Annotated in this window: 22 protein-coding genes and 1 pseudogene; 15 read left to right on the forward strand and 8 right to left on the reverse strand. The window is 71.6% G+C overall.

Annotation, left to right across the window (positions count from 1 at the left end; all coding sequences use genetic code 11):
- Positions 1-145: 145 nt before the first annotated feature.
- A complete protein-coding gene (gene idi, locus M4960_RS17370; protein WP_111085474.1) occupies positions 146-688 on the reverse strand; it encodes an isopentenyl-diphosphate Delta-isomerase in 543 nt (180 codons plus the stop codon).
- A 21-nt stretch (positions 689-709) separates the two neighbouring features.
- On the opposite strand from idi, the gene M4960_RS17375 reads away from it, so the two are divergent.
- The 11 genes from M4960_RS17375 (at position 710) to M4960_RS17425 (ending at position 10,243) form a co-directional block, all read left to right on the forward strand.
- The gene (locus M4960_RS17375; protein ID WP_248704933.1) at positions 710-1,768 is read left to right on the forward strand and encodes a polyprenyl synthetase family protein; all 1,059 of its coding nucleotides are present in this window, start codon (positions 710-712) and stop codon (positions 1,766-1,768) included.
- On the forward strand, positions 1,765-2,703 hold the full coding sequence (locus tag M4960_RS17380; protein ID WP_248704934.1) for a squalene/phytoene synthase family protein: 939 nt from the start codon (positions 1,765-1,767) through the stop codon (positions 2,701-2,703). The genes M4960_RS17375 and M4960_RS17380 overlap by 4 nt, the downstream gene beginning before the upstream one ends.
- On the forward strand, positions 2,700-4,340 hold the full coding sequence (gene crtI / locus M4960_RS17385) for a phytoene desaturase family protein (protein WP_248704935.1): 1,641 nt from the start codon (positions 2,700-2,702) through the stop codon (positions 4,338-4,340). Before M4960_RS17380 ends, crtI begins: the two co-directional genes overlap by 4 nt.
- Positions 4,340-4,672: a lycopene cyclase domain-containing protein gene (locus M4960_RS17390; RefSeq protein ID WP_248704936.1), complete on the forward strand. Its 333-nt coding sequence runs from the start codon at positions 4,340-4,342 to the stop codon at positions 4,670-4,672. The genes crtI and M4960_RS17390 overlap by 1 nt, the downstream gene beginning before the upstream one ends.
- Positions 4,669-5,085: a lycopene cyclase domain-containing protein gene (locus M4960_RS17395; protein ID WP_165901151.1), complete on the forward strand. Its 417-nt coding sequence runs from the start codon at positions 4,669-4,671 to the stop codon at positions 5,083-5,085. Before M4960_RS17390 ends, M4960_RS17395 begins: the two co-directional genes overlap by 4 nt.
- Positions 5,082-6,020, forward strand: coding sequence for a prenyltransferase (locus M4960_RS17400; protein WP_248704937.1), 939 nt, complete (start codon positions 5,082-5,084; stop codon positions 6,018-6,020). Before M4960_RS17395 ends, M4960_RS17400 begins: the two co-directional genes overlap by 4 nt.
- 229 nt (positions 6,021-6,249) lie before the next feature.
- Positions 6,250-7,293, forward strand: coding sequence for a Gfo/Idh/MocA family protein (locus M4960_RS17405; protein ID WP_134195428.1), 1,044 nt, complete (start codon positions 6,250-6,252; stop codon positions 7,291-7,293).
- Between the two features lie 158 nt (positions 7,294-7,451).
- Positions 7,452-7,967 (forward strand): hypothetical protein, encoded by a 516-nt coding sequence (locus M4960_RS17410; RefSeq protein ID WP_248704938.1) that lies wholly within the window; start codon positions 7,452-7,454, stop codon positions 7,965-7,967.
- Positions 7,968-7,971: 4 nt separating this feature from the next.
- A complete protein-coding gene (locus tag M4960_RS17415) occupies positions 7,972-9,003 on the forward strand; it encodes a YihY/virulence factor BrkB family protein (RefSeq protein WP_248704939.1) in 1,032 nt (343 codons plus the stop codon).
- A gap of 42 nt (positions 9,004-9,045) precedes the next feature.
- A complete protein-coding gene (locus M4960_RS17420; protein ID WP_248704940.1) occupies positions 9,046-9,537 on the forward strand; it encodes a DedA family protein in 492 nt (163 codons plus the stop codon).
- 10 nt (positions 9,538-9,547) lie between these two features.
- Positions 9,548-10,243, forward strand: coding sequence for an SDR family oxidoreductase (locus M4960_RS17425; RefSeq protein WP_248704941.1), 696 nt, complete (start codon positions 9,548-9,550; stop codon positions 10,241-10,243).
- A 7-nt stretch (positions 10,244-10,250) separates the two neighbouring features.
- Here the strand turns inward: M4960_RS17425 and M4960_RS17430 are convergent, their stop codons facing one another.
- On the reverse strand, positions 10,251-11,822 hold the full coding sequence (locus tag M4960_RS17430; RefSeq protein WP_248704942.1) for an ABC-F family ATP-binding cassette domain-containing protein: 1,572 nt from the start codon (positions 11,820-11,822) through the stop codon (positions 10,251-10,253).
- A gap of 273 nt (positions 11,823-12,095) precedes the next feature.
- Between M4960_RS17430 and M4960_RS17435 the strand changes: the two genes are divergently transcribed.
- Positions 12,096-12,521 carry a DUF3151 domain-containing protein gene (locus tag M4960_RS17435; RefSeq protein WP_248704943.1) on the forward strand — a complete coding sequence of 142 codons (426 nt, stop codon included), beginning with the start codon at positions 12,096-12,098 and terminating at the stop codon, positions 12,519-12,521.
- An 86-nt stretch (positions 12,522-12,607) separates the two neighbouring features.
- Here M4960_RS17435 and M4960_RS17440 read toward each other — a convergent pair whose 3' ends face one another.
- The 4 genes and pseudogenes from M4960_RS17440 to M4960_RS17455 form a co-directional block, all read right to left on the reverse strand.
- The gene (locus M4960_RS17440; protein WP_248704944.1) at positions 12,608-15,652 is read right to left on the reverse strand and encodes a glycoside hydrolase family 2 TIM barrel-domain containing protein; all 3,045 of its coding nucleotides are present in this window, start codon (positions 15,650-15,652) and stop codon (positions 12,608-12,610) included.
- Positions 15,649-16,584 carry a carbohydrate ABC transporter permease gene (locus M4960_RS17445; RefSeq protein ID WP_111085425.1) on the reverse strand — a complete coding sequence of 312 codons (936 nt, stop codon included), beginning with the start codon at positions 16,582-16,584 and terminating at the stop codon, positions 15,649-15,651. The genes M4960_RS17440 and M4960_RS17445 overlap by 4 nt, the downstream gene beginning before the upstream one ends.
- Before the next feature lie 167 nt (positions 16,585-16,751).
- Positions 16,752-17,672, reverse strand: a pseudogene (locus M4960_RS17450) (carbohydrate ABC transporter permease); the annotation flags it as partial.
- Entirely contained in the window at positions 17,669-19,027 is a 1,359-nt protein-coding gene (locus M4960_RS17455) for a sugar ABC transporter substrate-binding protein (protein WP_131922162.1), read from the reverse strand. The pseudogene M4960_RS17450 and the gene M4960_RS17455, both read right to left, overlap by 4 nt.
- A 187-nt stretch (positions 19,028-19,214) precedes the next feature.
- On the opposite strand from M4960_RS17455, the gene M4960_RS17460 reads away from it, so the two are divergent.
- Positions 19,215-20,378, forward strand: coding sequence for a hypothetical protein (locus M4960_RS17460; protein WP_173169869.1), 1,164 nt, complete (start codon positions 19,215-19,217; stop codon positions 20,376-20,378).
- A gap of 86 nt (positions 20,379-20,464) precedes the next feature.
- Here the strand turns inward: M4960_RS17460 and M4960_RS17465 are convergent, their stop codons facing one another.
- Entirely contained in the window at positions 20,465-21,667 is a 1,203-nt protein-coding gene (locus M4960_RS17465; protein ID WP_194672968.1) for an MFS transporter, read from the reverse strand.
- A 90-nt stretch (positions 21,668-21,757) separates the two neighbouring features.
- Here M4960_RS17465 and M4960_RS17470 point away from each other — a divergent pair, with 90 nt between their 5' ends.
- Positions 21,758-22,459, forward strand: coding sequence for a GntR family transcriptional regulator (locus M4960_RS17470; RefSeq protein ID WP_235035805.1), 702 nt, complete (start codon positions 21,758-21,760; stop codon positions 22,457-22,459).
- Positions 22,460-22,663: 204 nt separating this feature from the next.
- Here M4960_RS17470 and M4960_RS17475 read toward each other — a convergent pair whose 3' ends face one another.
- Positions 22,664-22,816 (reverse strand): hypothetical protein, encoded by a 153-nt coding sequence (locus tag M4960_RS17475; RefSeq protein WP_159570996.1) that lies wholly within the window; start codon positions 22,814-22,816, stop codon positions 22,664-22,666.
- Positions 22,817-23,043: 227 nt separating this feature from the next.
- Here M4960_RS17475 and M4960_RS17480 point away from each other — a divergent pair, with 227 nt between their 5' ends.
- Complete coding sequence (locus tag M4960_RS17480) at positions 23,044-24,144, forward strand: LacI family DNA-binding transcriptional regulator (protein ID WP_248704945.1); 1,101 nt, start codon at positions 23,044-23,046, stop codon at positions 24,142-24,144.
- Positions 24,145-24,312 lie beyond the last annotated feature (168 nt).

Raw genomic sequence — 24,312 nt, forward strand, 5'->3', positions numbered from 1 at the left:
CAGTCGCTGGCCGCGCACTCGAGACTGGACCCGGCGCACTCGAGACTCGGCGTGGGCGACAGTTCTCGCGCTCGCGGGCACGAGGAGTGTCGCGCAGCCCGAGTCTCGCCCCCGCCCTGGACCGGCGGGGACCGCGCGGCCGGGGTCAGCGGGTGATGTGCAGGCCCGCGGCCTCGAGCTCGGTCAGCTGCCAGCCCAGCCAGGGGCTCCAGCCGAACGGCGCGCCGGCGACGGCGGCCCGCAGCGAGTCCTCGGAGACCCAGGCGTACTCGGCGACCTCGTCGTCCGCGGGGGCGGGCAGGTCGTCGGTGACGGCGCGGAACACCGGGCAGACCTCGTTCTCGACGATCCCCGAGGCGTCGACCGCGCGGTACCGGAAGTCCGGCAGCACGAGCTCGACGTCGCGCACGGTGATGCCGAGTTCGCGCGATGCCCGGCGGGCGATGGCGTCCTCGAACGACTCGTCGGGGCCGGGGTGCCCGCAGAACGTGTTCGTCCAGACACCGGGCCACGTCTTCTTCGACAGGGCGCGACGGGTCACCAGGACGTCCCCGTCGGTGTTGCGGACGTGGCACGAGAAGGCCAGGTGGAGGGGCGTGTGGTCTGTGTGCACCGTGAACTTGTCCGCTGTGCCGATCGGGGTACGGTCGTCGGCCAGCAGGACCACGGTTTCCGGGAAAGCGCTCATCTGCACCGATAGGTTAGGCCAATGAGCGAGGAAGCGGCCACCGTGGCGCACATCGACCTCGCGCTCGTCGACGACTGTCTCGAGCGCTTCTTCGTCGTGTCCTCGGCTCGTGCCGCGCGCTACGGCCGTCCGTCCGAGGAACTCTGGCGGGTGCTCCGCAAGGCGAGCCTGGGCGGCAAGCGCTTCCGACCGCGCATGGTCCTGACCGCGTACCTCGGCCTCGGCGGGGACGACGTGCTCGCTGCCGCGCACGTCGCCGCGGCCTACGAACTCCTGCACACCGCGCTGGTGGTGCACGACGACGTCATCGACCGTGACTGGGCGCGCCGCGGCCAGCCGAACGTCGCGGGCTCCTACCGCGACGCCGGCACCACCGGTGGGCTGCCGCTGCCGACCGCCGAGCACCGCGGGATGAGCGCCGCCGTGATCGCGGGCGACCTCGCACTCTCCGGCGCCCCTCGGTTCATCGAGTCCTCCGGCGTGACGGGCGAGCGTCGTGGGCGTCTGCTCGAACTGCTCGACGAGGCCGTGTTCGCCAGCGCCGCCGGTGAGATGACCGACGTCGACCTGGCCCTGGGCGTGATGCCGACGGTGGACGAGGTCCTGGCGATGGAACGGGCGAAGACGAGCGTGTACTCGTTCGAGGCACCGCTGCAGTCCGGTGCCGTGCTCGCCGGCGCGCCCGAGACCGTCGTCACCGCGCTCGGCGCCTTCGGCCGCGAGATCGGCATCGCGTACCAGATCGTCGATGACCTGCTCGGGGTGTTCGGCGACGAGACGACCACCGGCAAGAGCGTGCTGGGGGACCTGCGCGAGGGCAAGCGGACCATGCTCATCGCCTACGCGGCCACGACGGACTGCTGGCCGGACATCGCTCCCTACCTGGGTGACCCGGACCTGACCGAGGAACGTGCGGCCGCGCTCCGTGCGACCCTGGTCACCTGCGGCGCCCGTGCCGCAGCCGAGTCCCGGATCGCCGACCACGTCGCACTCGCCCGTGCCGAGCTTTCCGGACTGCCGTACGACCTCGCCGACCGCCTGGAGGGCCTCGTGACCGAACTCGTGGAGCGCGCCCGGTGACGACCGACACCACCCGGACCGGCATTGCGCCGTCCGGTCGGCTCCCCCTGTACGACGCCACGGCCGAGGCGGCGTCGAGCGTCGTCATCGACCGCTACTCGACGTCGTTCGGCCTGGCGAGCCGGTTGCTCGCCAAGGACACCCGCGAGCACATCCGCAACGTCTACGCGCTGGTGCGCGTCGCCGACGAGGTCGTCGACGGTCCCGCGACCGAGGCGGGGCTCGATCCCGACCTGGCACGGACGGTCCTCGACGAGCTCGAGGCCGACACCGAGCGCGCGATCGCCCTCGGCTTCTCGGTGAACCCGGTCGTGCACGCATTCGCCCGGAGTGCACGGGTCACGGGCTTCGGCGCGGAGCTCACCAAGCCGTTCTTCGCGTCGATGCGGATGGACCTGGAGCGCACCGAGCACGACGACGCCTCGTTCGCGGCGTACGTGTACGGCTCGGCCGAGGTGGTGGGGCTGATGTGCCTGCGTGCGTTCGTGTACCGCGCCGGCCGCCCGACCTTCGACCAGGCTGAGCTCGTCGCGGGATCCCGTGCGCTCGGCGCCGCGTTCCAGAAGGTGAACTTCCTGCGCGACCTGCACGCCGACTTCGAGGTGCTCGGCCGCTCGTACTTCCCGGGGGTCGACATCCGCTCGTTCGACGAGGCCACGAAGCAGCGCCTGGTCGCCGACGTGCAGTCCGACCTCGACCACGCGGCCCGGACGATCCGGCTGCTGCCGGCCGACGCCCGGAACGCCGTCGGACTCGCGCACGCCCTGTTCCAGGAACTCAACGACCGCATCGCCCGCACACCGGCGACGCGCCTGGTGACGACGCGCGTGCGCGTCCCGAACCCGGTGAAGGCACGCCTGGCCGCACAGGTGCTCGCCGGACGCGCCCCCGTGCGGTCGAAGGTGGCCACCCGTCGGCCAGGAGGCACGCCATGACCCCGCCCCGCGCCTCCCGTCCGACGGCCGTCGCCGCCACCACCCGGCGCAAGGTGCCCGCCCGACGCGCCGTCGTGATCGGCGGCGGCATCAGCGGACTGGCGTCCGCGGCGCTGCTCGCGCGGGACGGCTTCGCCGTGACCGTGCTCGAGCAGCGGTCGCAGCCCGGCGGCCGTGCCGGTTCGTGGGAGCGCGACGGCTTCCGGTTCGACACCGGGCCGTCGTGGTACCTCATGCCCGAGGTGTTCGACCACTTCTTCCAGCTGCTCGGCACCTCGGCCGACGCCGAACTCGACCTCGTGAAGCTCGACCCCGGGTACCGCGTCTACAGCGAGGGCAACGACGAGCCGATCGACCTGCGCGCCGACGCCGAGGCGAACATCGCGCTGTTCGAGTCCGTCGAGCCCGGAGCCGGCAAGCGGATCCGGAAGTACCTCGCCTCGGCCGAGGACACCTACGCGATGGCGATCCGCCGGTTCCTGTACACGACGTTCCAGGACCTCACGAAGCTCGCCGCCCCCGACGTGCTCCGTCGCCTGCCGAAGCTCGCCCGGCTCCTGCTGCAGCCACTGTCGTCCCGCGCTGCCTCGGCGGTCAAGGACCGGCGGCTCTGGCAGATCCTGGGCTACCCCGCGGTCTTCCTGGGCACGAGCCCGTACGCCGCACCGAGCATGTACCACCTGATGAGCCACCTCGACCTCGCCGACGGCGTGCTCTACCCGAAGGGCGGCATCACCGAGGTGATCGCCGCGGTCGAGCGGGTTGCCCGTGCCGAGGGCGCGAAGATCATCGCCGGCGCGAAGGTCGAACGGATCGTCGTCGAGGACGGCGTCGCCACCGGGGTCGTGCACCGCGACCGCGACGGCGTGCAGCACACCGCCCCGGCCGACCTGGTCGTGAGCGCCGCCGACCTGCAGCACACCGAGATGCAGCTGCTCGACCGCGAGCACCGCACCCACGGCGCCGAGCACTGGAAGACCCGCGACCCCGGGCCGAGCGCCGTGCTCGTCTACCTCGGCATCGACGGACCGACGCCCGGCCTGCTGCACCACACCCTGGTGTTCACCGAGGACTGGAAGGCGAACTTCGGCGCGATCTTCGGCAAGGACCGGCACGTCCCCGACCCCGCGTCGATCTACGTCTGCGCGCCGTCGGAGACCGACCCGTCCGTCGCGCCCCGCGGCTCGAGCAACCTCTTCATCCTGGTGCCCCTGCCCGCCGACCTGTCCATCGGCAAGGGCGGGATCGACGGTGCCGGCGACTACGAGGTCGAGCAGATCGCCGACCGCGCCATCGACGTCGTCGCCGAGCGCTCGGGCGTCCCCGACCTGCGGGACCGCATCCGGGTCCGTCGGACGATCGGCCCGCGCGACTTCGCCGACGACCTCAACGCGTGGAACGGGTCGATGCTCGGTCCCGCGCACACGCTCAAGCAGAGTGCGTTCTTCCGCGAGAAGAACGCGTCGGCCAAGGTCGAGGGCCTGTACTACGCCGGGGCGTCCACGATCCCGGGCATCGGTCTGCCGATGTGCCTGATCAGCGCCGAGGTCCTGCTCAAGCGGATCCACGGCGACACGAGCACCGAACCGCTGCCGACGCCGCTCGGCACCCCGCGGAACCAGGCCGGCACCGTCTGATGCCCGGGCTGTACCTCGCCGGCCTGGTCGTGTCGCTGATCGGCATGACCGTGCTCGACGCCCGCTTCCGGCTGTTCTTCTGGCGAGCACCGTGGCGTGCGGCTGCGGTGATGGTCGTCGGTGTCGCGTTCTTCATGGTGTGGGACGTCGCCGGGGTCGCGTACGGCATCTTCTTCATCGGCCCGCAGCACCTGCTGACCGGGGTGTTCCTCGCCCCCGAGGTCCCGCTCGAGGAGCTCTTCTTCCTGCTGCTGCTCTGCTACTCGACGATGGACCTGGTCGGCTTCGTCCGGCCCGTCGTGCAGCGGTCGCTCGGACGGCGGCGCCCGTGACCGGCTCCGGCGCGTACGCCCTCCTGGCCCTGCCGTTCTTCGCCGTCGTGGCGGTGGTGGCGGTCGTCGCCGGCATCGTGGCCGCGCGCCGTGCACGAGCGGCGGGACGCGCACCGGGGCCCGGGCGTCGGGTCGCGCTCGTCACGTCGCTCGTCGCCGGGATCGCGCTGCTCGTGATGACGATCGTGTTCGACAACGTCATCGTGACCCTGCGCATCGTCGCCTACGACCCCTCGCTCATCAGCGGCGCGAAGATCGGGGCGATCCCGGTCGAGGACCTCGCGTACGCGATGGCGGCGATCGTGCTGCTGCCGAGCCTGTGGGTCCTGTTCGACCGGACGGGCCCGCGCGACCCGGCCGCCGCGCGCCCCGCGCCCGACCCGACCACCGCACCACCGGAGGACACCCCGTGAACGCCAGCACCGCCTCCAGGCCGTCGGCCCTGCGCGCCCTGTTCGTCTCGTCGCGTCCGATCAGCTGGGTGAACACCGCCTACCCGTTCGGTGCCGCGTACCTGCTCGGCAGCGGGGTCGGCGTCAGCGTTGACGACAGCGGCGGCGGCGGGTTCTCGCTCGTCGCGTTCCTGGTCGGCGTCGTGTACTTCCTGGTGCCCTACAACCTGGCGATGTACGGCATCAACGACGTCTTCGACTACGAGTCCGACCTGCGCAACCCGCGCAAGGGCGGCGTCGAGGGGGCGCTGCTCGACAAGAGCGTCCACCGCACCACGCTCTGGGCCGTCGTCGTCACGAACGTGCCGTTCCTGGTCGCGCTCGTCGTGCTCGGGGCGGTGAGCGGGAACGGGCCGTGGTCGTGGCTCGTCCTCGCGATCAGCGTGTTCGCCGTCATCGCGTACTCGGCGCCGGGGCTGCGGTTCAAGGAGAAGCCGTTCCTCGACTCCCTGACCTCGTCGACCCACTTCGTCTCGCCCGCGATCTACGGCCTGGCGCTCGCCGGACCGCACTGGACCGGCCAGCTCGTCGCCGTCTGCATCGCGTTCTTCCTGTGGGGGGTCGCCTCGCACGCGTTCGGCGCGGTGCAGGACGTCCTGGCCGACCGAGCTGGCGGCATCGGCTCCGTCGCGACCGTCATCGGGGCGCGGGCGACCGTGCGACTCGCGTTCGTCGCGTACCTGGTCGCCGGTGTCGCACTGCTGTTCTCGGCGTTCCCCGGGCCGATCGCCGCCGTCGTCGTGATCCCGTACGCGCTCAACGTGCTGCCGTGGTGGAACATCACGGACCAGGGCGCCGAGGCCGCGAACGCGGGGTGGAAGCGGTTCCTCTGGATCAACTACCTGGCGGGGTTCATCGTGACGATGGCGCTCATCGCCTACGCCTTCACGCACTGAGCGCCCGGGTCGCGCTGGTCGCGGTCGGGCTCCGTCGGCGTCCCGTCGAGGTTCCGAAATCTCGGCATCTCGACGTCGCCCGGCGCGATCCGTGGAACCTCGGCGCCGCGCACGCGGCATGTCGTGGAACCTCGGCGCCCGAACCTCGGCGCCCGCCGCGCGCAGCACTGACAGACTGGACGGACGCGTCACGGGAGTCGTGACGCCGCAGCCACGAAGGAGTGCACGCATGACGGTCCGGATCATCCACGTCGGTCTCGGAGGGTGGGGCGGCAACTGGGCCCGCACCGCCATCCCAGAGGTCTCCGAAGTGGAGGTGGTCGGGATCGTCGACCCGGTGCCGGCGACGCTGACCGCCGTGCAGCAGGACCTCGGGCTGCCCGCGTCCGCTGCGTTCGCGTCCCTGACCGAGGCGCTCGCCGGGGTCGAGGCCGACGCCGTCGTCATCACCGCCCCCGCCGTCACCCACGTGCCGCTCGCGCTCGAGGCCCTCGACGCCGGCAAGCACGTCCTGGTCGAGAAGCCGTTCGCCAACACCACGGACGAGGCCGTCACCGCCGTGCGCCGTGCCGAGGAGCTCGGCCTCGTGCTGCAGGTCAGCCAGAACTACCGCTGGTACCCGGCACCGCGTGCCGTGCAGGACCTGCTCGCTGCGAACACCGTGGGCGAGCTCTCCGCGATCAACGTCGACTTCCGGCAGTGGGACAACGACCTGGCGTTCGAGGAACACCCGCACTACAAGTTCCCGCACGCCATGATCAACGACATGGCGATCCACCACTTCGACCTGCTCCGGATGGTCACCGGACAAGAGGCCGTCCGGGTCTTCGCCAAGGCGACCTTCCCGTCGTACAGCAAGTACCAGGACGAAGCCATCGCCTCGATGATCATCGAGCTCGACGGTGGCCTGGTCGTCAGCTACCGCGGCAGCTGGCTGAGCCGCGGCCCCCGCACGGCGTGGGCCGGCGAGTGGAGCATCCAGGGCGAGGACGGCGAACTCTGGTTCACCAGCCGCGACGGAGCCCCGAACGCGGTCGACGGCGACGTGGTCACCCTCCGCCGCACCCAGGACGACGAGGCCGAGCCCGTCAAGCTGCCCGTGCTCGAGCACACCGACCGCCAGGGCGGGCTGCAGGCCTTCGCCCGTTCGGTCGAGGGCGGTCCGGCACCGGCGACGAGCGGCCGCGACAACCTGCGCAGCCTCGCACTCATGGAGGCAGCCGGTCGTTCGGCTGCCAGCGGCCAACCCGAGGACGTCGTCGTGCCGTCCTGAACGCCGTGACCGACGGACGGGAGGCCCGTGGCGGGCCCGCCACGGGCCTCCCGTCCGCCCTTGAGTCCGCGTCCAATGCCACGGGCGCGACACCGACCAGATGGCCGCACCGCGGCCATCTGGGCGCGCCCCCGGCCCAGCCGTGTAGAAACTGGGGAATGGCCAAGGACAGTCTCCCCGAGCTCGAACTCGCGAACGTCCGCACGCGTGAGCGCATGACCGACACCGTCACCGAGCTCAAGCGCCGTGCGAACCTCCCGGCGCGGGCACGGCTCGCAGCCGCGAAGACCCGCCAGCGCTGGCACCGTGACCCGACCCCGCTCGTCGCGATGGGCATCACCGGGCTGACCGGTGTCGCGGCGATCGTCCTCGGCGTCGCGCTGCGCAACCGCCCCGCCGGACACCTGGCGACGCCACCGGCGAGTTCGGCGTTCACCGCGCTGCTGCCCTTCGGCGCGCGCGGCGACGGCCCCTCGGCGAAGGAGCAGGCACAGTCCGGCCGCAAGGGTCGGAAGGCCCGGGCGAAGGCCGCGGAGCAGGCACTGGACCGTGACCCGGCGCACAAGGCCCGCGTGAAGCAGCAGACCGGCATCGCCGCGGTGCAGCGACGGGCGACCAAGAACCGCAAGGCCGCCGTGAAGCGGTCGAAGCAGGCCCTGAAGGCGCGGGGGTAGTCCGATGGCGCAGGAGCAGCAGAAGCCGGACCCGGACGACTCCCGGAAGCCCGACAGCCCGACCGACCTGAACAAGCCGACGCTCGTCTACACGCTGAAGAAGACCCTGCGTGAGTTCTCCAGCGACCAGTGCACCGACCTCGCCGCGAGCCTGACGTACTACACGGTCCTCGCGCTCTTCCCCGGACTGCTGGCGATCGTCTCGATCCTGGGCCTCGTGTCCGACCCGCAGAAGACCATCGACTCCCTGCTGACGATCATCGGCAACGTCGGGTCGCAGAGCGTCGTCGACCTGCTGAGGGACCCGATCGAGGGTCTCGTCCGGTCGCCCGCCGCCGGCATCACGTTCGTCGTCGGCATCGTCGGCGCGATCTGGTCGGCTTCCGGGTACGTCGGCGCCTTCGGCCGGGCGATGAACCGGATCTACAACGTCCGCGAGGGCCGACCGATCTGGAAGCTCCGTCCGACCATGCTCGGCGTGACAGTGTTCACCGTCGTCATGCTCGTCGTCGGCCTGCTCGTGCTCGTCTCGGGCCCGCTCGCCCGGAGCTTCGGTGACGTCATCGGACTCGGCGACGCGGCCGCGACGGTCCTGCTGATCGTGCAGTGGCCGATCCTGCTCGTCGTCGCGATCATCGTCGTCGCAGTGCTCTACTACTGGGCGCCGAACGTCAAGCAGCCGAAGTTCCGGTGGGTGAGCGGTGGGTCGATCCTGGCGATCCTCATCCTGATCATCGCGAGCGTCGGCTTCGGGTTCTACGTCGCCAACTTCTCGAACTACAACGCCACGTACGGCTCCCTCGGTGGGGTCATCGTGTTCCTGCTGTGGCTCTGGATCACGAACAACGCGCTGCTGTTCGGTGCCGAGTTCGACGCCGAGCTCGAGCGCGGCCGGCAGCTGCAGGCGGGCATCCGGGCGGAGGAGGACATCCAGCTCCCTGAGCGCGACACCCGGCAGATCGAGAAGCAGGACGAGAAGCGGGCGCAGGACGTCCTCGAGGGGATCAGGATCCGGCAGGGCGCCGACGGCGACTGACACCCGAGGCGTTCCTCCGGACGGAGGCGCTACGGTGCGACCGTGCCCGCCTTCCTCGAGGGGCTGCCGTTCTGGCAGCTCGTCCTCGCGCTCCTCGTGATCGTGTTCTGCCGTGCGCAGGCCACGTACTGGGTCGCGCGTCTCGCAGTGACGGGTGCCTCGCGCTCCCGCTGGGGTCGCTGGCTGCACTCGCCGGCGGTCCGGCGCGGCTCAGTGCTCCTCGAACGCTGGGGCCTGCCGGTGGTGACGGTGAGCTTCGTGGTGGTCGGGCTGCAGACGGTGATGAACGCCGCCGCCGGGCTCGCCCGCGTGGCGTGGTGGCGGTACACGATCGCGATGGTGCCGGGGTGCGTCGCGTGGGCCTTCCTCTACGCCACCGTCGGGCTCGCGGTGTTCTGGGCGGTCGTCGCCGCGCTGGCCGGCTCGCCGTGGGGCATCGCAGCGGTGGCCGTCCTGGTCGGCGCGATGGTCGTCGCGGTGACGGTTCTCCACAGATCCCGGACGCGGACGGGAGGCCCGGCCCGGCTTCCGTAGGCTGGCCCACGTGACGACAGAACAGCTCCAGAACCGTCCGGTCGCCCTGGTGACCGGTGCCACCCGCGGCATCGGCCGCGCGATCGCGACCGACCTCGGTCGCACCCACCACGTGTTCGTCGGCGGGCGGAACGCCGAGGCAGTGGACGCCCTCGTCGCCGAGCTGCCGAGCGCCGTGCCGTTCGTCGGCGACCTCGGCGCGGGGGACCTGCCGCCGCTGCCCGACCGGCTCGACTTGCTCGTGCACTCCGCCGGCGTCGAGCAGGGCACGACCGTCGCCGACACCCCGCGTGCCGTGTGGGAGCAGGTCTTCGCCACGAACCTGTTCGCGGTCGCCGAGCTCACCCGGGTGGCGCTGCCGGCACTCCGGGCGGCTCGGGGCATCGTCGTGCCGATCAACAGCGGCTCCGGGTTCCACTCCGGCCCCGGCGGTGGTGTGTACGCGGCGTCGAAGTTCGCACTGCGGGCCTTCGCCGACGCCCTGCGCGAAGAAGAGCGGGCGAACGGCGTCCGGGTCTCGAGCGTGCACCCGGGCCGGACGGACTCGGACATGCAGCGGGCGCTGACCGAGAAGCTCGGCGAGGACTACGACACCGCGTACTACCTGGCGCCGGAGGACGTGGCCGCCGCCGTCCGGACGGTCGTCGACCTGCCCGATCGCGGCACCGTCGAGTCGCTCGCGATCCGACCGACCCGACGGCGCTGACAGCGGGCTACGACAGCTCGATGCGCGCGTCGAGCGCGAGTCGGTCGAGGAACGTCTCGTCGTGGCTGACCACGACGAGCGCGCCGCGGTAGGCCCGCAACGCGTCGACGAGCTGGTCGACACTCGTCAGGTCGAGGTCGTTCGTCGGTTCGTCGAGCACCAGGAGCTGCGGCGGTGGGTCGGCCAGCACCAGGCTCGCCAACGCCACCCGGAACCGCTCCCCGCCGGACAGCGCCCCGGCGAGCCGGTCGACGGTGTCGCCGCGCACCAGGAACTTCGCGAGGCGGTTCCGGACCTCGGCGACGGCGACGTGCGGGGCGTCCCGTCGCACGTTGTCGAGCACCGTGGCGGTGTCGTCGAGGGTGTCCTTCCGCTGCGGCAGGTACGCGATCCGCTCGACGTGGGCGACGGCTCCGGTGTCGGGGAGCGGGTGCTCCCGCGCCTCCGGCGAACCGACGAGCTGTTCGAGCAGGGTGGACTTGCCGACGCCGTTGTCGCCGGTGACCGCGATCCGCTCCGGCCCCTGCACGATGACGTCCCGCCCGCGAACCGTGACGGTCGCGATCTGTCGTGACGCCGGGACGTCCGGGTCGGGCAGGGTCACGTGGATGGACTCGTCGTCGCGCAGCCGGAGTTCGGCTTCGCGCTTGGTGGCGAGTGCGGCGGCCTCGTCGTCCGCGTACCCGACGCGCAGTCGGCCGGCGGTCTCCTGCGCCTTCTTCCGCTGCTCGTTCGCCAGGATCTTCGGCATCGATCGGCCCGCCTTCTCACCGGCCTTGGCACGCCGGGCGATCTTCGTCTCGGCCTCGATGCGCTGCCGCTTCTCGGTGCGGTGTCGCTGTTCGGCAACCCGGACCTCACGTTCGACGGCCGCCTGCTGCACGGCCACGTGCTCCTCGAACGCACTGAACGTCCCGCCGAACACGGTCATCGCACCGGCGCGGAGCTCGCACGTCTCGTCGACGTGCTCGAGGAGCTCCCGGTCGTGACTGACCACCACGAGGGTGCCGCGCCAATCGTCGACCAGGTCGAGCAGGAGCCCTCGTGCCCGACGGTCCAGGTTGTTCGTCGGCTCGTCGAGGAACGCGATCGGACGGCCACGCAACCGCACCCCGGCGACGGCGACGAGCACGGACTGCCCGCCCGACAGCGTCGACACCGGGCGTTCCAGGTCGGCGCCGTCGAGTCCGACGCTCGCGATCGCTGCGGCGGCCCGTTCCTCGAGGTCCCAGTCGTCGCCGACCGCCTCGAAGTGCTCGGGCGACGCGTCACCGGACAGCACGGCCCGGAGCGCGGTGAGCGTCGACCGGATGCCGAGCAGGTCGGCGACGGCGTCGTCGGTCCCCGTTGCAAGGCGCTGCGGCAGGTGGTCGACGGGGCCGGACGTCGAGATGGTGCCCGACGTGGGGTGGAGCCGGCCGGTCGCGAGCCGGACCAGCGTGGACTTGCCGGCCCCGTTCCTCCCGACCAGGCCGGTCCGGCCACGCCCGAAGGCGGCGGTGAGGTGGTCGAGCGCGACGGTGCCGTCGGGCCAGGCGAAGGTGACGTCGTGCAGGACGACGGATGGACTGCTGGGCATGGGGATGCCTCCCGGTGTCGATGCTGGGCGCACGACACCGAACCCACCGCTGTGCGGTGGAGCGCCCGACGGGGGCGCGCGATCACGGTGTCAGCGCGTGGGCTGAGCAGAACCGGTGATCGACAGCAATCCGTCTTCTTCCGTCGGGGACCCCCGTGTCCGCCATCCGTGCCGCCGGTCGGTCTCCCGCCCCGGGGGCCTCGTGATGACGACGAGGTGCCTCCCACGGTAATCCCGGCCACGGGGACGCGCAAGGGATGACAGGCTGGGGGCATGCCGGAGAACCTGTTGCCGAACCCGTCGACGAACCCCGAGACCCTGCTCCCCGCCGAACCCGAGGTGACCGCGGCACTCGCCGCCGACGCCCCCGTCGCCAGCGTGGTGGTGTCGCACCCGTCGTCGAGCCTGGCGTGGGCCCTGCTCGCCGACGAGGCCTGGGAGCGTGGCGCGGCGCTCGAGTCGTACGCCTACGCCCGTGTCGGGTACCACCGCGGGCTCGACGCCCTGCGCAAGGCCGGGTGGCGCGGTGCCGGTCCGGTGCCGTGGGCGCACGAGCCGAACCGGGGCGTGCTCCGTGCGCTGTTCGCGCTGCGCCGTGCGGCCGAGGCGATCGACGAGCCCGGCGAGCCCGAGCGCCTGACCGACTTCCTGAACGCGAGCGACCCCGCGGCACTGCGCGCCCTGTCCGCCGACGCGTAGGCAGCCGGACGCCGCACAACCAAAGTCACCCCGAACCGCGGCGATCCGTGGTTCGGGGTGACTTTGGTTGTGCAGAGCGACCCGCCCTACGCCAGCGCCACGCTCCAACTGAACGCCTGCGGCCAGAGCTGGTGCTCCGGCAGCACGTCGAGGCCGCACGCGCGGGAGCCGAGCCCGTGCTGTGCCGCGTCGAGGTACAGGTACAGGTGGTCCGACGTCGGCAGCTCGTACGGGTGCTCGGCGCGGTCGATCTGCTGCGCGGTCCACGGCGACAGGGTGAAGCCCGCACGGTGCGACCCCACGGTCGACACCGTGAACGGCCCGACGGACAACGAGCGCAGCGCAGGCCGGTGCCCGGTCTCCTGCGGCCGCGAGTACTCGACCCCGAGCGACCGCACCGGAGCGGTGAACCGACCGACCCGGGCAGCGTGCGACGAGTCGGCGTACGACTCGAGCGGTCCGGTGCCGAACCACGTGGCCGTCTCGTCGGCCAACCCGGCCGGCAGGTCGAACCGCACCCCGATCCGCGGCCAGGTGACGTCCCACGCCCCGAACGGCACCGCGTCGGTCTGCAGCACCAGCCCGTCGGACGTCAGGGTCCAGCGGTGCGTGACCTCGAGGCCCCACCCGCTGTTCGCCGCCGCCACCCGCACCCGCTGTTCCAAGCCGGAGTCGGTCCGTGCCACCGACACCAGGCGGTGGGTCAGCCGGTCCAGTCCACGGTCCCGCCAGCGCGAGGCCGACGGGGGAGCGTCCGGGTCACCGACACCGTGCGTCAGCACCGGGTCCGCCGTCTCGTAGCCGCCCTGCGACGCCAAGCGGTCGTTGTCGGTCGGGGCGCGCCAGAGCTCCAGGCGGGGCCCTGCGATCTCGTGTCCCTTCCAGGACACCAGGTCGCCGCGGTCCGAGAACGTCCCGTCGCCGAGACGGTCGCCGTCCCACCCCTGCCGGGAGGTCCGTGGTGCGTCCGCCACACGGCTCGCGACGAGCCGCTGGGTGCGTGCGACGACGTGGCCGGTGTCCGCCCACGCGGTCGGGCCCGCCAGTTCGGCGGTCAGGTCGAGCCAGAGTTCGTCGCCGGGTGTGAGTTCGGCCGTGGCCGCGTCGAGCACCTCGGACGGCACCGGGACGGTCGCCGACTCGCGGGCTGCCACCACGCCGGCGGCGAACCGACCGGAGGCCTCGACGACGCCGTTCCGCGACAGGGTCCAGCAGAACCGCAGCCCGGCGGTCGAGGCCGAGTGGTACCGGTTCTCGACCAGGATCGTGGTCTCCGACACCGCCAGGCGGATCGGGGCGACGACGGCCGCGAACTCGGCGAGCCCGGGCGTCGGGGAGTCGTCGGGCAGCACCAGGCCGTCCATCACGAAGTTGCCGTCGTGCACGACCTCGTGGAAGTCGCCGCCGTAGGCGTAGTAGTCCTGGCCGGACGCCGTCTGCGCCAGGAGTCCGTGGTCGCGCCACTCCCACACGAACCCGCCGTGCAGGCGCGGGTACCGGTCGACCAGGGCCTCGTACTCGGCGATCTGCCCGGGGCCGTTGCCCATGGCGTGCACGTACTCGCAGTGGATGAACGGCTTCGAGCGCTGCCGTGCCGCCTCGGCCGGGCCGCAGCCGAGCAGGGGCGTCGGGGTGCCGCCGCCGATGGACTCGGTCTCCTGCAGCGTCGGGTACATCCGCGAGTACACGTCGGTGTACTCGCCCGTGTAGTCGCCCTCGTAGTGCACGGGGCGCTCGGCGTCGCGGTCGTGCACCCACTGGGACATCGCCGCCAGGTTCCGGCCGGTGCCGGACTCGTTGCCGAGCGACCACATCACGATGGACGGGTGGTTCTTGTCCCGCTCGACGGTCCGTGCGACGCGGTCGAGGTAGGCGTCCGCCCAGGCCGGGTCGTCCGACGGGTTGCCGACCCAGCCGGTGAAGATGAACCCGTGGGTCTCGAGGTCGGTCTCGAGGATCACCCAGAAGCCGAGCTCGTCGGCCAGGTCCAGCACGCGGGGGTGCGGCGGGTAGTGCGAGGTGCGGATCGCGTTGACGTTGTTGCGCTTCATGAGCGCCATGTCCGCGCGGGCGTGGTCCTCGTCGAAGACGCGGCCGCGGACGGGGTGGGTCTCGTGCCGGTTCACGCCGTGGAACACCACACGCTCGCCGTTCACCAGGAACCGGTCGCCCTCGATCGACACGGTGCGGAAGCCGAGCCGCAACGAGACGGTCTCGCCACCCGCGGCACCGCCGGCGTCCGTGCCGGTCGACACCGTCGCGTCGTACAGCTTCGGCAGCTCCGCGCTCCACGGCTCGACGCCCTCGACCTCGATCGGCGCGACCTCGTCGGCCGTCGCCCACGTCACGTCGACGCCGAGGGCGGGCACCGCGAACCGCACCGGGAAGCCAGCGTCCAGCGTCGGGAACGTGATGGTCCCGCTGCCGGTCGCCGGGCGTCCGGACGCAGCCGTCCCGGCCGTCGCGGCACTGCCCAACGTGGGCGCCCAGGAAGCCCGGACGAACACGTCGTCGATCGGTGCCGTGGGACGCGCGAGCAGCGTGACGTCGCGGAAGATCCCCGGCAGCCACCACTGGTCCTGGTCCTCGAGGTACGAGGCCGCCGACCACTGGTGCACCCGCACGGCCAGGTCGTTCGACCCCGGACGGAGCAGCTGCGTGACGTCGAACTCGGTCGCCAGGCGGGACCCGGTCGACCAGCCCACGAGCGTGCCGTTCAGCCACACCCGGAAGTGCGACTCGACCCCGTCGAACCGCAGCAGCACCCGACCGGCGGCCGCGAACGACGCCGGCAGCTCGAACGTGCGCCGGTGATCGCCGGTGGGGTTCTCGTCCGGCGGGTGCGGCGGGTCGATCGGGAACGGGTACTGCAGGTTCGTGTAGCTCGGCGACCCGTGCCCGTGCAGCACCCAGTGCGACGGCACCGGGAGCTCGCCCCACGCGGGGTCGTCCTCCACGGCGGCGTCGGTGGCGAACGCGTCGGACACCGATGCGACCGGCGACCACCGGAATCGCCAGTCCCCGTTGAGCGAGAGCGACGGTGCGTCGGAGTGGAGCGCGGCCCGCGGAGGGAGCCGTGATGCCGAACCCGGCGAGGTCGAGTGGAGGTCGTCGAGTGCGGAGTTGGTCAACCCTTGACCGATCCTTCCGTGAGGCCCCCGCGCCAGAAGCGCTGCAGGACGATGATGGCGATGACGAGCGGGATGACCGAGACGAGCACCCCGCCGGTGGTGAGTTGGTAGAACTCCGGCAGGCGGTCGACCTGCGAGCGCCAGTTGTTCAACCCCAGTGTGATCGGGTACAGCTTCTGGTCTGCCAGCATGATGAGCGGCAGGAAGAAGTTGTTCCAGATGCCGACGACCTGGAACAGGAACACGGTCACCAGGGCCGGCGTCATCTGGCGGAGCACGACGGTGTGGAAGATCCGGAGCTCGCTGGCACCGTCGATGCGTGCCTGCTCGAGGAGCGTGGTGTCCACCGACGCCGCTGCGTACACCCGGCACAGGAACAGGCCGAACGGGGAGACGAGGCTCGGGATGAGCACGCTCCAGTACGTGTCGGTCAGGCCGAGGGTCGAGAACAGCAGGAACAGCGGCAGCGCCGTCGCGGTCCCCGGCACGAGCACGCCGCCGAGGATCGTGCCGAACACGAACTGCCGACCCTTGAAGTCGTACTTCGCCAGGGCGTACCCCCCGGCCGCGGCGAAGTAGGTCGCCAGGACCGCACCGACGCCGGAGTACAGGATGCTGTTCGCGATCCACCGGACGAAGATGCCGCCGTCGTAGGTGAACACCTGCTGCAGGTTGCTCCACAGTGCGAACTCGCCGCCGAACCAGAACCCGTTCGTCGAGAACAGCGCACCGGTCGTCTTCGTCGCGGCGATGACGACCCAGTACAGCGGGACGAGGAAGTACAGCGCGACGATGACGAGGATGCCCGTCACGACGATCTGCGAGCGTGGGGACCGGTCGAGCTTGCGGCGCTGGTGCGCCGAGATCGACGTGGTGTCCACGGGGACGGCGGTCTTCGCCGTGGCCGGCGCTTCGATGGCTTCGCTGGTCATGCGTCCGCCCCCTTCGTTCCGTTCTGCAGACCGGACCTGGCCTGGAGGCCCGGTGCGGCTTGGGAAGTACCGGTGCTGCCCGCCGCAGCGCGCGTCTGGAGCGCGGTGCGGGCCTCCAGGCCGTCACGCTTGGCGCGCTTGCGCCGGTCGCGTTCGTCCTTCGGTGCGCGGTTCGTCAACGCGAGGAACGCGAACGACAGGATGAACGCGGCAAGCGCGATGATGACCGCCTGCGCACTCGCGACGCCGTACTCGTTGAACGCGAACGCGTTCGTGTACGCGGCGTAGTTCGGCGTGTACTCGGTGTCGATCGCCGGGGCGACGGTGGACAGGATCTGCGGCTCGGCGAAGAGCTGCAGCGTGCCGATGATCGAGAACACCGTGGTGAGCACCAGGGCCGGCGCGATGAGCGGGATCTGGATCCGCCACGCGACCTGGAACGGGCCGGCGCCGTCCATCTTGGCGGCCTCGTAGACCTCGCCGGGGATCGACTTGAGCTGCGCCACGATGATGAGCATGTTGTAGCCCGTGTAGGTCCACGTGACGATGTTCGCGATCGACCACAGCACGCTGTTGGCGCCGAGGAAGTCCGGCTGCAGCCCCATCGACTGCAGCAGGGACACGATCGGCGACAGGCCGGGCACGTACAGGAACGACCACAGGATCGTCGCGATGACGCCGGGGACGCCGTACGGCATGAAGTAGATCGCGCGGAAGAAGCCCGGCCAGCGGGCGCTCGCCGACTCGAGCAGCAGCGCCAGGATCGTGCAGGCGATGATCATCACCGGGACCTGCACGATGCCGAAGAGCAGCATGCGGCCGATCGAGGCGACGAAGCCGGAGTCCTGCAGGGCGATCGCGTAGTTGTCGAAGCCGGCGAACTTGCCGACGACGCCGTCCTCGCCGAACAGGCCCTCACGGTCGACGGTCGTGAACGACTGGAACAGGGCGCTGATGATCGGGATGATGAACGTCAGCAGGAACAGGGCCAGGAACGGCGCGAGCAGGATCCACGGGGCACGCTTCTGCGCACTCGTGGCCTTCGTGCTCGTGCGGAAGGCGGGTCGCGTGCTGGTCTGCTGGCTCATCGTGCCGTCCTGACGCTGAGGCCCTTGTCCTTGAAGGACTGGACGATCTCCCGCTGCGCGAGTTCCACCGCGTCGGAGAGCTTGAGGCCGGAGGTGAGCTTGCGGCGGAACTGGTTCTGCAGGCTCGTGAACGCCGACTGGGTCACGGGGGACCACGACCAGTCGATGTTCTGCTCCTTCGAGGCCGGCACGAAGACGTCCTCGTTGTAGTTCTGGCCGGAGAACCACTTCGACGGCTGCTCACGCTGCTTGCCGATGTAGTCGACCGCGGGCGACCAGCCGATGCCGCAGTGCTTGATCATCGCGTCGATGCCCTCCTTCGAGGTGGTCATCCAGGTGATGAACTCGAGCGCTTCCCTCGGGTGCTTCGCGTTCGCCAGGACCGCCGCCGTCGAACCGCCGATGGCGCTCGAGCCGAAGCCGTCGGCGCCCCACTTCTGCATCGGGGCGACCTTCCACTTGCCCTCGCCGCCCTGCACGGACTCGATCAGGGCGTCGCCCCAACTCGCGCTCGTGACCGCGGCGATCTTGCCGCTCGCGGCCGAGGCGTACCAGCCGGGGGAGTACGCACCGGCGCTCGTGTCGACGAGCTCGTCGTCGATGACCCCGTCGAAGAAGTCCGCGACCATCAGGGTCTTGTCGTCGGTCATGTCGACGACCCACTCGTCACCGTCGACCTTGAACCAGCGGGCGCCGGCCTGCTGCGCGTACGCGGCGAACGGTGACGCGTCCGAGACCGGGAACACCTCGAGGTAGTTCTGCTTGCCCGTCTTCCGGACCTTCTCGGCCAGGTCCCGCCACTCGTCCCACGTCGTCGGGGGTTCGCCGCCGGCCTGCTCGAGCAGGGCGGTCTGGTAGTAGAAGCCCATGGGGCCGGTGTCCTGCGGGATGCCGTAGATGCCGTCGACGAACGACACCTGCGCCCACGCCGCCTCGTCGTACTTCGACTCGAAGTCCTTCGCGCCGTAGCGGGCGAGGTCGACGAGACCGTTGGCGAGCATGAACTCGGGGATCTGCCGGAGCTCGACCTGACCGATGTCCGGACCGCCGCCGGCCGCCAGCGCGGAGTACATCTTCTGGTACCCGCCGCTGTTGCCACCGGGGATCCAGTTCGCCGACACCTGGATGTTCGGGTGCGTCTTGTTCCAGACGTCGCAGACCTTCTGCAGGTCCTTCAACCAGGCCCAGTAGGTGAGCTGGACGGTCTCGCCCGACGCGGCGGCCGGCACGAGGGCGGCCTTGTTCACGTTGGTGGAACCGGGGACGGCGCAGCCGGCGAGCAGCCCTGCCGCCGCCGTGCCGATGCCGAAGCCCAGGAGTTGTCGTCTGGAGATGGGTCGTGGTCGTGGCGTCATTGCCGCACTCCGGTTCGTCGTCGATTCGGGGTCCAGGTCAGCCAACCACAAAACCGAGCGTCGTTGCAGATTCGCGCCTGGGTGTTCGCTCCCGACTGTGGACGCCCGGTGGCGGCGAGGTGGAGTGTGGTCGCACGTGAGAGCGCCGGAGCTCATCGGCTCCGGCAACCGTCCGAGAGGAGCTGCCATGACGTCGACCAACGCGACGAGCGAACTGCACCGGATCCTGGGAGAGCGACTGGAGGGCGGCGGCACCTGGGCCTGGGCCTACGCCGACGTCTCCGGCAACGTCGAGGATCCCCGACGACAGGCGGCGCTCAAGCTCCGCGGTGTCGAGGAGGGGCTCCGGGCACAGGGTGCGTCCGACGAGGTCGTCGACGCCGTCGCCACCGAGTTCGAGCAGGAGCCCGGCGTCCCCTCGCCCGTCACCCGGTACGTGCTCGTGCACGACGGCGAGGTCGTGCTGAGCGAGGTCCTGCCCGGCCCCCTGCACGGATCGGAGTCCGTCGGCGTCGGAGCCGTGCCGGACCTGGTGCCGCTCGTCGCCCACCGTCCCGTCGACCTGCCGTTCCTGATGGTCCACGCCGGCAAGGAGGGCGGGGCCTTCCGCGCCTACCGCCTCGGCCACGCCCCGGTCGCGGCCGACGCGTCCGAGCAGCAGGTGGCTGGACGGAACGACACCCTGCACTACGCCAAGGCCGGCACCGGGTGGAAGCAGCCGCACTGGCAGCAGCACACCGAGGAGATCTGGAAGCAGAACTCGTCGGAGACCGCTGCCGCCGTCGACGAGGCCGTTCGGACGATCCGCCCCGGACTCGTCGTCGTCGCCGGCGACGTCACCGCCCGCGAGCTGCTGGTGAAGGCACTCTCGTCCGAGACCCGTGCACTCGTCTCGGTGTTCCCGGGCGACCCGCGAGCCGACGCCGGTTCGAAGCAGGCGTTCGTCGAGCACGTCGAGACCGCACTCGCCCGCGTCGTCGCCACCCGCCGTCACGACCTCGAGGACTCGCTCCGCACGCACGTCGGCCGTGGCGACAACCAGGTCGTCACCGGCCTCGGACCCGTCGTCGAGGCGCTGCAGCAGGCCCAGGGCGCGACCGTCGCCCTCGACGCCGTCGCCATCGGCGACCGGACGCTGCTCGCGCTCGCCGGGGCGCCGTGGGTCGCCACCGCACCGGAGCAGGCCGCGGGGACGCCGGTCATCGGGGCGGTGCCGGCGGTGTGCGCGCTCGTGCGGGCCGCGGTGCTGACCGACGCCGAGCTCGTGCTCGTCAACGCCGCGTCGCTGCCCGGTGGTGCTCCCGCCGCCGCGCTCCTGCGCTGGCCTGTGGGCCCGGTCGTCCCCGCCTAGCGAGCCGCGCGCGTACCTTATCGAAACGGGCGTACCTGGTCAGTTCTTTCGACCAGGTACGCCCGTTCCTACAGTGCATCGCGCGGTCAGTCGTGCGACCGGTCCGCACGCGGGACCAGCGGCAGGGCCAGCAGCGGCAGCACAGCCACGATGCCGAACGACGCCGCGAACCCGAGCGCCGTCACCAACGCGCCGATGCCCGGGCCGACGGCGCTCGCCGCGATGAACTGCCCGGTGTTCTGCGTGCCGAGGGCGCGACCGGACCAGAACGGCCCGGCCGCCTCGGCGACCGACGTGTAGGCCAGCCCGTTGTCCGCCACGGTGACGCTCGTCGCGATCACCAGGAACACGGCGCCGGCGGCCAGGTGCGTGACGTCGACCAGCGCGAGCAGCCCCATCACGACGGCGGCACTCACGACGACGATCCGAAGCGGTCCGACGCGTGAGCCGGCCCGGTCGCTCCACACCCCGACCAGGATCCGACCGATCGCCCCGACGAACTGCGACGCCCCGACGAGCAGCCCCGCCGCGGCCGTCGACCAGCCCAGCCCGACGAGCCACACCAGCCCGTAGGTCGACAGGGTGAACTGCGGCACCACGAGCAGGATCGACACCGCGTGGATCCGCCACAGGAACCCGCTCGCCCGGTACGGGTTCGCCGTCGCGTCGGCCGGTGCCGTGTGCCGGGCCGGTCGTGGCGGGTTCTGGATGCCGATGGCGCAGAGCACCGCGAGCACGGCGCAGAGGACGATCGGCAGGACGAGGGCCGCGCGGATCCCGGACCCCTCGGCGAGCTGCGGCACCGTGACGGCCGCGAGTGTCACCCCGAGCGGCTGCGACATCTGCCGGATGCCCATCGCGAGCCCGCGCCGCTCCTTCGGGAACCACCCGACGACGACCCGGCCGCTCGCGGCGTTCGTCGACGCGCTCGTCATGCCGCCCAGCAGGAAGGCCAGCCCGAGCAGGACCGGGTCGCCCGCGGCGAGCCATGCCCCGACCACCGCGAGGGTCGTCAGCACGAGTCCGCCGGCGATCACGATCCGTTCGCCGATCCGGTCGGTGATGGCGCCCCAGGCGATGAGCGTGAGGACCATGCCGAACGTCGGTGCGGCGGCGAGCACGCCCGCCACGGTCAGGGACGTACCGTTCGCGTGCAGGTACGGGATGAGCAGAGCGGGAGCCGTCACCACCAGGGTCCCGGCGGCCTGCGCGGCGACCCCGAGCGCGAGCATCGTCCACGCTCGGCGGCCGATCGTGGTGGGCGTCGGGGGTGCGGCGGTCGCGGTCATCGTGGTGGCTCGCATCGTTTCATGTCGGAAGCAATTGGTATACCACAACGGTATACCATTCCGACGGTGTCCCCGCTAGAGTTGTTGGCCGTGACCGACACGACCGATGCAACCCCGGTGTCGCAGACGGCCCAGCTCTACGACAACCTGCGTGCCGCGATCCTGACGCTCGACATCGCGCCGGGCGAGCGCATCTCGGAGCGCGGTCTCGAAGCGCGGTTCCACGCCTCGCGGACCCCCGTCCGTGCCGCACTGTCGCGGCTCGAGCGCGAGGGCCTCATCCTGCACGAGGGGCGCTCGTGGACGGTCACCCCGATCGACCTCGACGAGATCGCCTCGCTCGCCGAACTCCGGGGCGTGCTCGAACCCGCCGCCACCCGACTCGCGGTCGAGCGGGCGAGCGCCGAGCAGCTCGCCGAGGTCCGCGGGCACCTCGACGCCCTGCGCCCGACGCCCGACCAGCAAGCCGGCATCCGGATGGGCTCGACGTTCCACCTCGACCTGGCGGCGCTCGGCGGCAACCGGTTCATCACCGACGCGATCGCCGATGCCCTGACCCGTCTCGAGCGCACCCGGTGGATCGAGGTACGCACGCCCGAGGCCCGCGACGCCGCGTGGGACGAGCACAGCGCCATCATCGACGCCGTGCGCGACGGCGACGCCGACCGTGCGGCCGGGCTCGTCGCAGCGCACGTCGCCGGGACGAACGACCGGTTGCTCGGCTGGATCGCACAGGAGCGCCGCCGACTGCGCGGCGCGGGCATGACGATCGTCGGGGCCACCGAGCGCTGATGCGAACCGCGTGACCTGACGGGGCGCGAACCGCGTGACCTGACGGAGCACGAACCGCGGGGCCCGGCGTGACACGCGGCGCGTGACCCGGTCCGCCGTGGCGCGAGCAGGGCACTGGACGCGACCGCGCCGGAGACGCGACCCGACAGCAGCTGCCGGTCCGCGCCTCCTGGCCGTCGCCCGGTCGACGCCGGACGTGACCCGCTACGGGCGGTCCGCGCGCTCCTCTGTCGCGTCGAGCTGGTCGAACGTCGAACCGCCGCCGTCGGTGCGCTCGAGCAGCGCGTCGCGCACCTCGGCCTCGTCGTGGCTCGCGCGGTTCGCCAGCTTGCTTCCGGATCGTGTCGCCTGTGACATGTCGGTGTCCTTCCCCTGCGTGTGGGCATCGTGGTGTGCGCGGGCATCCTGCCCGCCGGTGCGCTTCCTCACGGGACGTACTGAGGTCGTGACAGTGTCGCGCGGTCGCTCCGGCCGCCGCAAGGGCTTTCGTCACATGTGGAGAAGTGCCGTCACGGACCGTGCCTAGGATGGTGCGGCCGCGCCGCCCCGGTGCGCACCAGCGGACGTCGGACGGGAGGCACGGCTTGGCTGCACCACGTACCGCACCTCCCACGGTCTACGACGTCGCCAGTGCCGCGAACGTCTCGATCGCGACCGTCTCGCGCGTGCTCCGCACGCCGGACGCCGTCCGCGAGGGCACCAGGGACCGCGTCCAGGCGGCGATCCGCAGCCTCGGCTACGTCCCCTCCGGCAACGCCCGAGCCCTCGCCGGCAAGCGCACCGGCGTCGTCGGACTGCTGCTGCCCGGGTTCGACGTGGTGCCCGACGAACGGCCGGACCTGGTCACCGACGGGGGTGTCCGTGTGGTCGACGACCGCCGCCACGTGACCCAGCCGTTCTCCTCGAACCTGTACTTCGACGAGGTCCTGCGCGGCGCCGAGACCGAGGCCTGGCAGCGCGGACTCGCGCTGATGATCGCCGCCGGTCGGGGGTCCTCGCGCGACGTGATCGTCAACGACGTCGCCGGCCGGGTGGACGGCCTCGCCGTGCTCGCGCAGACCGTGCCGGACGACCTGCTCGAGCACGTCGCCCGTCGGATCCCGGTCGTGGTGCTCGCCGACGACCGGCGGTCGCACGGGTTCGACTCCGTGAGCGTGGACAACAGCGCCGGCATGCGGACGCTCGCATCGCACGTGATCGGGCGGCTCGGCATCCGGTCGCTCGCGTACGTCGCAGGCCCGATCGACTCACCGGACGACATGGAGCGCTCGACGGGCTTCCGGTCGGCGTTGGCGGACCACGGGGTGCCGGCGTCGTCGGTCCGGGTTGTGCACGGCGACTTCGGCCGGGCGCGAGCGCGGGAGCTGGCGGCGACGCTGCTGGCGGACGAGGTGCCCCGGGCCATCGTGTGCTCGAACGACCAGTCGGCGCTCGGGGTGCTCGACGCCGCCACCGCCCGGGGCCTGCGCGTGCCCGAGGACGTCGTCGTCACCGGGTTCGACGGCATCGACGCCGGGCGGTTCTCGTCGCCGCGGCTCACCACGGTGCACCAGCCGATGGGGGAACTCGGGCGTGCAGCGGTGCGGGCGATCGTCGACCGGCTGGACCGTCGCGAGGGACCGCCGCGCGCCGTCCGGCTGCCGGTCGAGGTGCTGCTGCGCGAAAGCTGCCCGCCGGCGTTGTGACGAGCGGCGCGGCGAGCGGCGCGGCGAGCGGCGCGGCGAGCGAGGCGGCGAGCGGCGCGGCGATGCGTCCGCACCGTGCGGCTTTGCTCATCCCGTGCGACGTTGACCGCCCGGTGCGGGCCTGCAACCGCGCACGGAGCGGGCAGCCTCGCACCCGGCAACGGAACG

Origin of the sequence: Curtobacterium sp. MWU13-2055 (assembly GCF_023242305.1) — a bacterium.
In the GTDB taxonomy this organism is placed as follows: domain Bacteria; phylum Actinomycetota; class Actinomycetes; order Actinomycetales; family Microbacteriaceae; genus Curtobacterium.

Coding starts and splice junctions, on each gene's coding strand:
- idi (WP_111085474.1), bottom strand. CDS start 688: ATGAGCGCTTTCCCGGAAACCGTGGTCCTGCTGGCCGACGACCGTACC.
- M4960_RS17375 (WP_248704933.1), top strand. CDS start 710: ATGAGCGAGGAAGCGGCCACCGTGGCGCACATCGACCTCGCGCTCGTC.
- crtI (WP_248704935.1), top strand. CDS start 2,700: ATGACCCCGCCCCGCGCCTCCCGTCCGACGGCCGTCGCCGCCACCACC.
- M4960_RS17390 (WP_248704936.1), top strand. CDS start 4,340: ATGCCCGGGCTGTACCTCGCCGGCCTGGTCGTGTCGCTGATCGGCATG.
- M4960_RS17405 (WP_134195428.1), top strand. CDS start 6,250: ATGACGGTCCGGATCATCCACGTCGGTCTCGGAGGGTGGGGCGGCAAC.
- M4960_RS17410 (WP_248704938.1), top strand. CDS start 7,452: ATGGCCAAGGACAGTCTCCCCGAGCTCGAACTCGCGAACGTCCGCACG.
- M4960_RS17415 (WP_248704939.1), top strand. CDS start 7,972: ATGGCGCAGGAGCAGCAGAAGCCGGACCCGGACGACTCCCGGAAGCCC.
- M4960_RS17430 (WP_248704942.1), bottom strand. CDS start 11,822: ATGCCCAGCAGTCCATCCGTCGTCCTGCACGACGTCACCTTCGCCTGG.
- M4960_RS17435 (WP_248704943.1), top strand. CDS start 12,096: ATGCCGGAGAACCTGTTGCCGAACCCGTCGACGAACCCCGAGACCCTG.
- M4960_RS17445 (WP_111085425.1), bottom strand. CDS start 16,584: ATGACCAGCGAAGCCATCGAAGCGCCGGCCACGGCGAAGACCGCCGTC.
- M4960_RS17455 (WP_131922162.1), bottom strand. CDS start 19,027: ATGACGCCACGACCACGACCCATCTCCAGACGACAACTCCTGGGCTTC.
- M4960_RS17460 (WP_173169869.1), top strand. CDS start 19,215: ATGACGTCGACCAACGCGACGAGCGAACTGCACCGGATCCTGGGAGAG.
- M4960_RS17465 (WP_194672968.1), bottom strand. CDS start 21,667: ATGACCGCGACCGCCGCACCCCCGACGCCCACCACGATCGGCCGCCGA.
- M4960_RS17475 (WP_159570996.1), bottom strand. CDS start 22,816: ATGTCACAGGCGACACGATCCGGAAGCAAGCTGGCGAACCGCGCGAGC.